Origin of the sequence: Pseudomonas sp. NPDC089422 (genome assembly GCF_044749405.1) — a bacterium.
Taxonomy (GTDB): domain Bacteria; phylum Pseudomonadota; class Gammaproteobacteria; order Pseudomonadales; family Pseudomonadaceae; genus Aquipseudomonas.
This window is the reverse complement of the sequence record NZ_JBIVHW010000021.1, coordinates 57,418-68,865: the sequence shown is the minus strand read 5'-3', so window position 1 is coordinate 68,865 and position 11,448 is coordinate 57,418. Positions and strand designations below refer to the sequence as shown.

Below are 11,448 nucleotides of genomic sequence, written 5' to 3'. Positions count from 1 at the left end.
TCCGGGTCGAACTCGGTGTCCTGCACCAGCACGTCGAGGGTGTAGCGCGGGGTGCGGCCGATGCGCTCGACGCCGTGGGCGCGCAGGGCCTGCAGTTGATCGGCACCCAACGGGGTGGTCAGTTGCAGCAGACGGCCGCTTTGCGAGAGCGGGGTACCGAAGGTCAGGTCCATTGAAAAAAACTCCGTTTACTGGCAGCCCACCCCGAAGGCAGCCAAGGCTGTGCCAATGCCAAGTACGATACGCCCTTCCATGGGTTTAGAAATTTTGTTCGAAAATCGGAAACTAGGACATCGGATATAGACCGTCAATAGACCAAATGTTCAATGCGAAGGCACACTTGTAGGACGTGATCCACATCGCACCCAGGGTCGCCCGAACCCGGCAACACCGATTGCCGGCGCATGCACTTACCTGCCCTGCCGCCCCGGCTTGGGTTACCATACCCGGCTCCGCGAAGCCCCTCATTCACGCCAAGCCCCCGGCTTGCTGACACGACACCGACAGGTCATTCATGCGTCTGTTTCACACCTCCGACTGGCACCTGGGCCAAAGCCTGCACGGCCAGGAACGCGACTTCGAACACGCCTGCTTCCTCGACTGGCTGCTCGGCCAGCTGCGCCTGCGCCAGCCGGACGCGCTGCTGATCGCCGGCGACATCTTCGACACGGTCAACCCGCCGGTCAAAGCCCAGGAGCGGCTCTACGACTTCATCGTCCAGGCCCACGAGCAGCAGCCGAAGCTGGACATCGTGATGATCGCCGGCAACCACGACTCCGGCTCGCGCATCGAGCTGCCCGCCGCGCTCATGCGCCGCCTGCGCACCCACGCGCTGGGCCGGGTGCACTGGCTCGACGAGGGCCAGCTGGATGCCGAGCGCCTGCTGATTCCGCTGACCAACGGCCGCGGCAAGGTCGCGGCCTGGTGCCTGGCCCTGCCCTTCCTGCGCCCGGCCGAAGTGACCGGCCCGCAGCTGGGCGACGACTACCTGCAAGGCATCACCCAGGTGCACCAGCAGCTGATTGGCGCGGCGCAGAAAAAGCGCAAGAAGGACCAGGCGCTGATCGCCATCAGCCATGCGCACATGGCCGGTGGCGCGGTGTCCGAAGACTCCGAGCGCAGCCTGATCATCGGCAATGCCGAGGCCTTGCCGGCCAAGCTGTTCGACAAGTCGATCAGCTACGTGGCGCTCGGCCACCTGCACAAGCCGCAGAAGGTCAACCGCGAAAGCCGCATCCGCTACAGCGGCTCGCCGATCCCGCTGTCGTTCGCCGAAATCAACTACCCGCACCAGGTGCTGGAAGTCGAACTGGAGGGCAGCGAGCTGGTCAGTGTCGAGCCGCGCCCGGTTCCGCGCGCGGTAGCCCTGCAGCGGGTCGGCCCGGCGCCGCTGGGCGAACTGCTCGAACAACTGGCCGAGCTGCCGGTGATCGACCTGCTCGAGGACCCCAACCGCCAGCCCTGGCTGGAGGTACGCGTGATTCTGGACGAGCCGCAACCCGATCTGCGCCAGCAGATCGAAACCGCGCTTGAGGGCAAGGCCGTGCGGTTGATCCGCATCAGCGCCGAATACGCCGGCCGTAACAATAGCGCAGACGATGAACTGGCATTCGTCGAACTGGCCCAGATGACCCCGCAGGACCTGTTCAGCCGCGCCTGGGAGCAGGCCTACGGCAACCCCGTCGACGAGCAGGCCCTGGCCGATTTCGCCCTGCTGCTACAGGACGTCCAGCAGGAAGAGGAACAGCCATGAAGATTCTCGCCATCCGCCTGAAGAACCTGGCATCCCTGGCCGGCCCGGTCGACATCGACTTCACCGCCGAGCCCCTGGCCAGCGCCGGCCTGTTCGCCATCACCGGGCCGACCGGCGCCGGCAAGAGCACCTTGCTCGATGCCCTGTGCCTGGCCCTGTTCGGCACCGTGCCGCGCCTGAACGACATCGGCCGCGAAGCCAAGGTGCCGGACGCCGACGGCGAAATCCCCACGTCCGACCCGCGCAACCTGCTGCGCCGTGGCACCGGCAGCGGCTTTGCCGAAGTCGATTTCGTCGGCATCGACGGCCACCGCTATCGCGCCCGCTGGGAAGCCAACCGCGCCCGCGACAAGGCCAGCGGCAAACTGCAGCTCAGCCGCCAGAGCCTCTATGACCTGGACAGCGAACAGGTGCTGGGCAGCGGCAAGAACGAATACAAGCAACTGATCGAAGCCCGCCTGGGCCTGAATTTCGAACAGTTCACCCGCGCGGTAATGCTGGCGCAAAGCGAATTCGGCGCCTTCCTCAAGGCCGACGACAAAGAACGCAGCGAGCTGCTGGAAAAGCTCACCAACACCGCCATCTACACCCGCCTGGGCCAGCGTGCCTTCAGCAAGGCGCGGGAAACCGCCGAAACCCACAACGCCCTCAAGGAGCGGGCCAGCCACCTGCTGCCGATGGCCGCCGAAGCCCGCGCCGAACTCGACCAGCGCCTGGAGCAGGCGTTGCAGCAGTTCAAGGCCGACCAAGCCGGCGAGCGCCAGCTGGAGCAGCAACGCAACTGGCTCAATGAACAACGCCAGCTGCAGGCCCAGCACGCCGAGGCCGATGCCACCCTGCAAGCCGCCGAACAGGGCTGGCAGCAGCTGGCTGAGCAGCGCCTCGACCTGCAACGCCTGGAGCGCCTGGCGCCTCAGCGCCACCAGTTCCACCGCCAGCAGATGCTCGGCGAGCAACTGGCCCCCGTTGCGGCGCAGATCGCCGAGCAACAGCGCCAGCAAGGCGAATTGCAAACGCGCACCACACAGCTGGAACAGGCACTGCTGGCGTCTCGCGAGGCCCTGGCGCAAAGCCAGACCCTGCACAGCGAAAATGCCACACGCCTGCGCCAGGCCTTCGCCGGCCAGGACAACCTGGCACGTCTTGACCAGGCACTGGCGGGGCAACGCACCGCCTGCGATCAGGCAGCGCAGCAGGTTACCGAAGGCCAGCAGCAACTGCAGCAAACGGAAGAGCACCAGCAGCGCAGCCAGCAGCAACTGGCCCAGATCGACACCGCCCTGGCCGACAGCCAGCACCTGGCCGGCCTGGCCAATGCCTGGCAGGCCTACCTGCCGCAACTCAGGCAGGTGATGCTGATCGGTGGCCGCCTGGCCAAGGGCCGCGAAGAACTGCCCGGCCTGCAGGCCCAGGCCAGCCAGGCCAATGTCCAGCTGCAGACCCAGCGCGACCATTTCGAGCTGCTGTTCCGCGAAGCCAAGGCCGAACCTCAGGCCCTGGCCGAACAGATCGACCTGCTTGGCAACATGCTACAGGACAACCGCAAGCAGCAACGCGCCGTCGAGGAGTTGTCGCGCCTGCATGGCCGTGAACAGGAACTGCGCCAGCAGCTCGATGCCCTGCGTGAGCGTCAGCAGCAGGCCATGCAGCAACGCCAGCAACTGATCGGCGAAGGCACGGCAGCCAAGGCCGAACTGGAAGCCGCCGAACAGGCGCTCAACCTCACCCGTCAGTTGCTGGAGCGCCAGCGCCTGGCGCGCAATACCAGCGTCGAGGAACTGCGCGGCCAGTTGCGCGATGGCGAGCCCTGCCCGGTGTGTGGCAGTGCCGAACACCCGTTCCATCAGCCTGAAGCCCTGCTGCAGAGCCTCGGTCGCCATGACCAGGTTGAAGAAGAAGCCGCGCAGAAACAGGTCGAAGCCCTCAACGGCAAGTTGGTCGAACTGCGCACCCAGCTCGGCGTGGTCAACGCCCAGCTCAAGGACTATCAGCAGCAACAGCAGCAGCTTGGCGAGCAGTTGCAGCCGCTGGTGGCGCAGCTGCAGGCACACAGCCTTTGGCCTGCCCTCGCCCCGCAGGACGACAAGGCCCGCAGCGCCTGGCTCGACAGCCAGCTGCGGCGCCTGGACGAAGAAATCGGCAAGGACGAGAAGCGCCAGAGCGCCCTGCTCGCCCTGCAGAAGGATGCCGCCCGCCTCAATCAGCAGCTGCAGGCAGCGCAGCAAGCCCAGCAACAGGCCCAGCGCCATCTCGACCAGCAGCACCAGGCCCTGGCCAGCGATGAACAGCAGCTGGAACAGGGTCTCAAGGACTTGGCCAACGTGCTCCCGGGCGATGTACTCAGCGCCCTGAGCGATGACCCGGCCAATGCCTTCCTCGCCCTCGACCAGCAAATTGCCCAGCGCCTGCAACAGCTGGAGCAGCGCAAGGATGAGCAAGAAGAACAGCAGGCACGCCAGGTGCAGCTGGACAAGCTGCGCGACCAGCAGCAAGCCCGCGTGCAAGCCCTGGCGCAGGTGCAGCAACAGCTCGCCGCACTCGACACCCAACGTCAGCAGGCCCAGGCCGCGCTGGCCGAGCTGCTTGGCGAGCAGGCCAGCGCCGAAGCCTGGCAGCAGCACATGGACAGCCAGCTGGAGCAGGCCCGCATCAATGAGGCAGACACCGCCCAGCGCCTGCAAGACCTGCGTACCCAGGGCGTGCAGCTGGCCAGCGAGCTGAAGGCCAACACCCAGCAGCAACAGGCGCTGGAAAGCGAATGCCAGCAGCTGCAGGGCGAAATCGCCCAGTGGCGCGCCGAGCATCCGGAGCTGGACGACGCCGGGCTGGATCGCCTGCTGGCCATCGACGACGCCCAGCTGGGCGAGCTGCGCCAGCGCCTGCAAGGCGCCGAGAAGGCCATCGAGCAGAGCCGCGTGCTGCTTCAGGAACGCGCACAGCGCCTGCAGCAACACGCCGCGCAGATGAGCGTCGATGCGTCGGTCGAAGACCTGGAACAAGCGTTGGGCGAGCTGCGCGAGCGGCTGGCCGGCCATGAACAGCAATGCGCCGAACTGCGCGCGCAGCAGGCCGACGACCAGCGCCGCCAACAGGCGAGCCAGGCCCTGGCCGGGGAAATCGAGCAGGCCTACCAGCAATGGCAGCGCTGGGCGCGGCTGAATGCGCTGATCGGCTCGGCCTCAGGCGACGTGTTCCGCAAGATCGCCCAAGGCTACAACCTCGACCTGCTGCTGCACCACGCCAACGCCCAGCTGCGCCAGCTGGCGCGCCGTTACCGCCTCAAACGCGGTGGCAGCGCCCTGGGCCTGCTGGTGCTGGACACCGAGATGGGCGACGAGCTGCGTTCGGTGCACTCGCTGTCCGGCGGTGAAACCTTCCTGGTCTCGCTGGCCCTGGCCCTGGGCCTGGCGTCGATGGCCTCGAGCACCCTGCGCATCGAGTCGCTGTTCATCGACGAAGGCTTCGGCAGCCTCGACCCGGAATCGCTGCAATTGGCCATGGACGCTCTCGACGGCCTGCAGGCGCAGGGGCGCAAGGTCGCGGTGATCTCCCACGTGCAGGAGATGCACGAGCGCATTCCGGTGCAGATCCAGGTGCGCCGCCAGGGCAATGGCCTGAGCGACGTGGAGGTGTGCGGGTGATCCTCTACTCGTTCCGTCGCTGCCCGTGGGCGATGCGTGCGCGCCTGGCGCTGCGCTATGCCGGCTGCGCGGTGGAGATCGTCGAGGTGGCGATGAAGAACAAGCCGTCAGCGCTCTTGGCCTTGTCGCCCAAGGGCACGGTGCCGGTGCTGGATACCGGTGCCGGCGTACTGGAAGAGAGCCTGGACATCATGCGCTGGGCACTGCAGCAGAATGACCCGCAGGACTGGCGCCTGCACGCAGACCCTGGCGCCGCGCAGCACGCCGAGGCATTGATTGCCCGCAACGACAGCACGTTCAAGGCGCAGGTGAACCTGTACAAGTACGCCGAGCGCTATCCGGAGCACTCGCGCGAGCACTATCGCCAACAGGCCGAGGCCTGGCTGGCAGAGCTTGAAGGGTTGCTTGAAGACCGGCCGCACCTGCTGGCCGATCACCCGAGCCTGGCCGATGCCGCCCTGTTGCCCCTGATGCGCCAGTTTGCCGGGGTCGAACCGCAGTGGTTCGCCGAGGCGGCTTATCCGCGGGTGCGGAGCTGGCTGGAGGGGTGGTTGGCTTCGGACCTGTTCAAGTCAGTAATGGCCAAGTGAACCCTGTGAGAGCGGCCCTTTCGCGACGCAAGGCCGCTCCCACAAGGTCCGCGTCAGGCATGGTTCAGTGGCTGTGCTTGCCACTCAAGGCTGCATGAAAGTTCGCGCTCTGGCGCAGGTACTGCTCGGTGTAGCTGTGGGTGGCCGTGGTCTTGCTGCTGTCGGCATGGGCATGGGCCGGCAGCACGACGGACGCGGAAATGGCGGATGCGGCAATCACGGGGAAGAGATTGAAGTTCATGGTGGCTGACCTCGACGTGTGTGGTTTGACGTTCAGCCGCTTGGGCCTTGGGTCAAACTTACGCCGCTGAGGTCGCCCGCAGAAATTCATTGCGCTGGTAAGCGTTATCACCGGTATCGATAGTCACTTGAAGAACTTGAGGTCCGAAGGCGCATCCTGGGTGAAGGTCTGCACCGTCTCGCCAAGCCTGCCGCTGCGCGGGTCGCGACGCATGACCACGATCTGGTTGCTCTTCTGGTTGGCCACCAGCAGGAAGTTGTCGCTCGGGTCCAGGGCGAACTCCCGCGGGTGGTCGCCTTCGACCGAGCGGCGCTGCAGGAAGGTCAGCTGGCCATCGTCCTTGCCCACGCTGAACACCACGATCTCGTTGGCCGTGCCGCGGTTGCTGACATACAGGAAGCGCCCGTCCGCCGACAGGTGCAGGCCACCCGAGGCCTTGGCGGCGGCAGCCTGCTGCTCGGTCAGCGGCAGGCGCTGACGCTCAAGCAAGGCAGCATCCTTGACGTCGAACATCACCACTTCGCCGCTCATTTCCAGCGTCAGGTAGGCATGCCGGCCCTTGGCATCGAACAGCAGATGACGCGGCCCGCTGCCGGGCGGCAGGTCCACCGACGCCGGGATCGCCGGGCTCAGCGGGTGATCGACGCTGGCGCCGTCGTAGCGATAGATGAAGACCTTGTCGGCGCCCAGGTCGCAGGCATACACATGCAGGCCATCCGGTGACAGCACCAGCGAATGCACATGGGCCCCGGCCTGGCGCTCGGGGTTGACGCCACTGGGCTTGTGCCGCAGCTGCTGCACCACGTCCTTGAGCTTGCCATCCTTGGCCACCGGGATCACCACCAGGCTGCCGCCCGGGTCGGGGGCAACGGCGTAGTTGGCAACGAACAGGTAACGCTGGTCACGGCTCAGGCTGGCGTGGGTCGGTTCGTCACCACGGCTGGCCACCTGGTTCAGCGGCTTGATCTCGCCCTTGGCGCTGACACTGAAGCTGCTGACCTGGCCATTCGGGGTTTCATTGACCGCGAACAACTGGCGCTGGTCGGCTGACAGCACCAGCCACGACGGGCTGACGCTCTTGACCACCTGTTGCGGCGTCGGGTCGATCTGCCCGGTCTTGCTGTCGAATGCGTAGCGGTAGATGCCCAGGCTCTGGCCATCGGTGTAGCTGCCCACCAGCAACGTGGCGGCGTGGGCGGTGATTGTCAGGCTCATCAGGCTAGCGGTCAGCAGGCTCGTCCAGATCCGGTTCATCGTCGTCTTCATCCGGGGCGCGAAAGGCACTCATACAGACTAGACGATGCTCGCCCTGGGCATCGTTGAGTTGCCATTCATCATTGGCACCAACGGCGGCAGCGAGCTGCTCGGGGGTGAAGGACCAGCGGCGGTGCTGGCGGCCGTCCATACATTCGACGGTGAGGCCGGAATCGTCGCAGGTGAAATCGAAGGCGTGCAGGCCGTCGATCAGGAGCATGTCGCAGGATGCGAGGGCGGTGGCGAGGGGGGACATGGGAATACCGATGAAAAATGAGCCGGCAGTATAACCCGAGGGCCGCGTTGCGGCCCTCGGGGTTAGATCAATGGGCGAAGATCGAGCCCCCTTCCTTGCCCACCATCTTCTCCGGCTTGATCAGGAATCGCGCCAACGCCGGCAGCAGCCACAGCGCGCCGAACATGTTCCACAGCAACATGAAGGTCAGCATCAGCCCCATGTCGGCCTGGAACTTGATCGCCGAGAAGATCCAGGTACACACGCCAATCGCCAGGCACAGGCCGGTGAACAGCACCGCTTTACCGGTCGAGCGCAGGGTCTGGTAGTAAGCCTCCTGCAACGGCAGGCCGGCACGCAGGAAGCTTTCCAGGCGGCTGTAGATGTAGATGCCGTAATCCACGCCGATACCCACGCCCAGGGCCACCACCGGCAAAGTGGCGACCTTGACGCCGATCCCCATGAACGCCATCAGCGCATTACCCAGCACCGAGGTCAGCACCAGCGGCAGGACGATGCACAGGGTCGCGGCGAACGAGCGGAAGGTGATCATGCACATCACGGCCACGCAGAGGTAGACCAGGATCAGGATGGTCAGCTCGGCCGACTTGATCACCTCGTTGGTGGCCGCCTCGATACCGGCGTTACCGGCCGCCAGCAGGAACTGCAGGCCCTCCTTGTCGTGGCTGTCGGCAAACGCCTTGGCCACAGCGGTGACACGTTCCAGGGTCTCGGCCTTGTGGTCGTTGAGGAACACCAGCACCGGCGCCAACGAGCAGTCGGCGTTGTACAGGCCGTCGGCGCGGGCGATGGAGTTGTTGAGGATGTCCGGGTTGCGCGACAGGGTCTCCCACTTCAGGCTGCCCTCGTTCATGCCCTTGATCACCTGTTTGGACACGGTCACCAGGGAGATCGCCGACTGCACGCCGAGGGTGTTCTGCATGGTCCACATCAGCTCGTCGATCGGCGCCATGGTCGAGTGGATCGAGCAGCTTTCCGGCGGCGTCTTGACCATGATCACCAGCACGTCGGAACTGGTCGAATAGTTGCTGATGATGAAGTTGTTGTCCTGGTTGTAGCGCGAGTCCGGGCGCAGCTCCGGCGCGCCCTGGTCAAGGTCGCCGATCTTCAGGTTCTGGCTGTACCACAGGCCGCCGGCAAAGGCGATCAGTGCCAGGGTGATGGACACCGGGGCCACCTTGGCGCTGGCGAAGTTCGACAGCAGGCGCCAGAACGGGTGCTCACGGGTCGCGTCTTTCTTGCTGCGCTCGATGGCCTTCTTGCTGATACCGACGTAGGAGATCGCCACCGGCAGCAGGATCAGGTTGGTGAACACGATCACTGCCACGCCGATGGACGCGCCGATGGCCAGCTCGCGGATCACGCCAATGTCGATGATCAACAGGGTGATGAAGCCCACGGCGTCGGCGAGGATGGCGATCATCCCCGGCAGGAACAGCTGGCGGAAGGTGCGCCGGGCTGCGGTCAGGGCATTGTCGGCGTCACTGGACTGCAAGGCGATGCCGTTGATCTTCTGCACGCCGTGGGAAATGCCGATGGCGAAGATCAGGAACGGTACCAGCATCGAGTACGGGTCCAGGCCGAAGCCCACCGCGTGCATCAGGCCCAGCTGCCACACCACCGCCACCAGGGTGGTGATGAGCACGGCGATGGTGCTGCGAATGCACCAGGTGAACCAGTACAACAGGACCCAAGTGATCACCAGGGCCACGCCGAAGAACATCGCCACCATCACCAGGCCGTCGATCAGGTCGCCGACCTTCTTGGCGAAGCCGATGATGTGGATCTTCACGTTGGGGTTCTGCGCCTGGAACTTGTCGCGGATCTTCTCTTCGAGCTGGTGCGAGAACTGCTGGTAATCCAGTTTGACCTGCTTGCCGGGGTCCTGCGGGTCAGGGAAGCTTTCCAGCAGTGGCACATCGACGATGCTGGACTTGAAGTTGTTGCCCACCAGGCGCCCGACCTGGCCGGACTTGAGCACGTTGTCGCGCAGGGTGTCGAGGCTGTCCTGGGAGCCGTTGTAGGTGTTGGGGATGACTTCGCCGCCGGAGAAGCCCTCTTCGGTGACCTCGCTCCAACGCACGCTGGGGCTCCACAGCGACTTGAGGCCGGCGCGGTCGACACCGGGGATGTAGAACACCTCGTCATGGATCTGCCGCAGCGTCTCCATGTAGTCCTTGTCGAAGATGTCGCCGTTGACCGCCTCGACCGAGATGCGCACGGTATTGCCGAGGTTGGCCAGGTCGTTGCGGTGCTCCATCATCTGTTCGATGAACGGGTGCTGCAGCGGGATCATCTTCTCGAAACTGGTCGAGGGGCGGATCTGCGTGGCCTGCCAGAACAGGAAGATGCTGACCAGCAGACACAGGGCGATGACCACCGGGCGGTTGTTGAAGATCAGGCGTTCGAGCAGCGTGGCCTTGTCCTGATGGTGCGGGTGCATGGTAATGCTCTCCCTGCTGGTCATGGACGCACCTCCTTGGCCGCCGGCTCTGCACCTTCGGCGTTGGCCAGGTGCACGCCCCCCTGCCCCACCAGCAGCAATCCGCCATTGGCCAGGCCACTGACACCGGCCAGGGCGATGCGGTCGCTGCGGTTGTAGACGCTGAAGGTCTGGCCATCATCGGTGCTGCGCAGCACGCTGCCGCCATTGCCGACCAGCACCAGGCTGCCATCCTCGACAAGCGTAGCGCCTGCCAGGCCGAATTCGAGCTCGCCGCGCGCGGCCTTGAGCACGATCGACTGCCAGCTGTCACCGAAATCGGTGGAGCGGAACAGGTTGCCGCGCAGCCCGTAAGCCAGCAGCGTATTCGCTTTGGCGGTACCGATCACGCCGAACAGCGAGCCCTCGTAAGGGCCCTGGACCTTGGCCCAGGTCTGGCCGTCGTCGCTGGAGCGGTACATGCCGCCCTGCTCGCCGACGATGAACAGGCCGGCGTCGCGCACCCGGGTGATGCCGTTGAGGTGGAGTTGGTCGGGGTTGTCCAGGCGTTCGGCGATGTCCTGCCAGTGCTGGCCGCCGTCGCGGGTTTCCAGCAACGCGCCGTAGGCGCCCACGGCAAAACCGTGCTGGGCGTCGAGGAAGGTGACGTCCAGCAGCGGCGCTTCACGGGAAAGGTCTTCGAACTGTTTGCTCCAGGTGGCGCCACCGTCGCTGCTGGCGAGGATCTGCGCATCGTGGCCGACCGCCCAGCCACGCTTGTCGTCGAGGAAGAACACGGCGGTGAGCAACTGCCGGGTGGGCACCCGGGCCTGGGTCCAGGTGCTGCCCTGGTCGTCGGAGAACAGAATGTGGCCGCGATCACCCACCACCACCAGGCGCTTGCCGGCATGGGCGGCACCAATCAGCAGGCTCTGGCTGGCCTTGGCTGATTCGGTCGAGTATTCGTCGGCGGCAGCGGCCTGCGCGCTGTCGGCCCACATCCCCAGTGCCAGCGCCAGCATCGCGCCGGCCGCCAACGGCCAGGCACCACGCCTGGCCTGCGTCATCACCCGCTCCTTCATGACCATCCCCTGTTGTGTTCTTCTTGGTGGGTCTGTGCTGTGAAAAGCCTGTGTTAGAGGCTTGGGGGGATCGTATCGGGGAAGGTTGCGCGATTACAACGAACGGGACGTTATGTTTTGTTAACCGCCAAAAAAGCTGGGGCCGCTGTGCGGCCCATCGCAGGCAAGCCAGCTCCCACAGGGATATCACCGCCTTCAGGGCCTGTGAT

Annotated in this window: 8 protein-coding genes; 3 read left to right on the top strand and 5 right to left on the bottom strand. The window is 65.3% G+C overall.

The features are described 5' to 3' along the window. The first annotated feature begins 514 nt into the window (after nucleotides 1–514). The 3 genes from ACIPZ8_RS27150 to ACIPZ8_RS27140 are packed head-to-tail and all read left to right on the top strand — an operon-like array spanning nucleotide 515 to nucleotide 5,984. The gene (locus tag ACIPZ8_RS27150; RefSeq protein WP_400730015.1) at nucleotides 515–1,753 is read left to right on the top strand and encodes an exonuclease SbcCD subunit D C-terminal domain-containing protein; all 1,239 of its coding nucleotides are present in this window, start codon (nucleotides 515–517) and stop codon (nucleotides 1,751–1,753) included. Further along, complete coding sequence (locus tag ACIPZ8_RS27145; RefSeq protein WP_400730012.1) at nucleotides 1,750–5,394, top strand: AAA family ATPase; 3,645 nt, start codon at nucleotides 1,750–1,752, stop codon at nucleotides 5,392–5,394. The genes ACIPZ8_RS27150 and ACIPZ8_RS27145 overlap by 4 nt, the downstream gene beginning before the upstream one ends. Beyond that, entirely contained in the window at nucleotides 5,391–5,984 is a 594-nt protein-coding gene (locus tag ACIPZ8_RS27140) for a glutathione S-transferase (RefSeq protein WP_400730009.1), read from the top strand. Before ACIPZ8_RS27145 ends, ACIPZ8_RS27140 begins: the two co-directional genes overlap by 4 nt. 64 nt (nucleotides 5,985–6,048) lie before the next feature. Here ACIPZ8_RS27140 and ACIPZ8_RS27135 read toward each other — a convergent pair whose 3' ends face one another. The 5 genes from ACIPZ8_RS27135 to ACIPZ8_RS27115 form a co-directional block, all read right to left on the bottom strand. After that, nucleotides 6,049–6,225, bottom strand: a complete 177-nt coding sequence (locus ACIPZ8_RS27135; protein WP_294334498.1) for a hypothetical protein — start codon at nucleotides 6,223–6,225, stop codon at nucleotides 6,049–6,051. Nucleotides 6,226–6,348: 123 nt separating this feature from the next. Further along, nucleotides 6,349–7,479: a lactonase family protein gene (locus ACIPZ8_RS27130; protein WP_400730006.1), complete on the bottom strand. Its 1,131-nt coding sequence runs from the start codon at nucleotides 7,477–7,479 to the stop codon at nucleotides 6,349–6,351. Beyond that, nucleotides 7,445–7,735, bottom strand: coding sequence for a DUF5629 family protein (locus tag ACIPZ8_RS27125; protein ID WP_400730004.1), 291 nt, complete (start codon nucleotides 7,733–7,735; stop codon nucleotides 7,445–7,447). The genes ACIPZ8_RS27130 and ACIPZ8_RS27125 overlap by 35 nt, the downstream gene beginning before the upstream one ends. 67 nt (nucleotides 7,736–7,802) lie before the next feature. Continuing rightward, nucleotides 7,803–10,178, bottom strand: coding sequence for an RND family transporter (locus tag ACIPZ8_RS27120; protein WP_400730021.1), 2,376 nt, complete (start codon nucleotides 10,176–10,178; stop codon nucleotides 7,803–7,805). A gap of 20 nt (nucleotides 10,179–10,198) precedes the next feature. Next, complete coding sequence (locus ACIPZ8_RS27115) at nucleotides 10,199–11,224, bottom strand: WD40/YVTN/BNR-like repeat-containing protein (protein WP_400730001.1); 1,026 nt, start codon at nucleotides 11,222–11,224, stop codon at nucleotides 10,199–10,201. Between the last annotated feature and the right edge of the window lie 224 nt (nucleotides 11,225–11,448).

Excerpts from the sequence above, each read along its gene's own strand:
- ACIPZ8_RS27150 (WP_400730015.1), top strand. The coding sequence starts at position 515 with ATGCGTCTGTTTCACACCTCCGACTGGCACCTGGGCCAAAGCCTGCAC.
- ACIPZ8_RS27145 (WP_400730012.1), top strand. The coding sequence starts at position 1,750 with ATGAAGATTCTCGCCATCCGCCTGAAGAACCTGGCATCCCTGGCCGGC.
- ACIPZ8_RS27135 (WP_294334498.1), bottom strand. The coding sequence starts at position 6,225 with ATGAACTTCAATCTCTTCCCCGTGATTGCCGCATCCGCCATTTCCGCG.
- ACIPZ8_RS27130 (WP_400730006.1), bottom strand. The coding sequence starts at position 7,479 with ATGAACCGGATCTGGACGAGCCTGCTGACCGCTAGCCTGATGAGCCTG.
- ACIPZ8_RS27125 (WP_400730004.1), bottom strand. The coding sequence starts at position 7,735 with ATGTCCCCCCTCGCCACCGCCCTCGCATCCTGCGACATGCTCCTGATC.
- ACIPZ8_RS27120 (WP_400730021.1), bottom strand. The coding sequence starts at position 10,178 with ATGCACCCGCACCATCAGGACAAGGCCACGCTGCTCGAACGCCTGATC.
- ACIPZ8_RS27115 (WP_400730001.1), bottom strand. The coding sequence starts at position 11,224 with ATGACGCAGGCCAGGCGTGGTGCCTGGCCGTTGGCGGCCGGCGCGATG.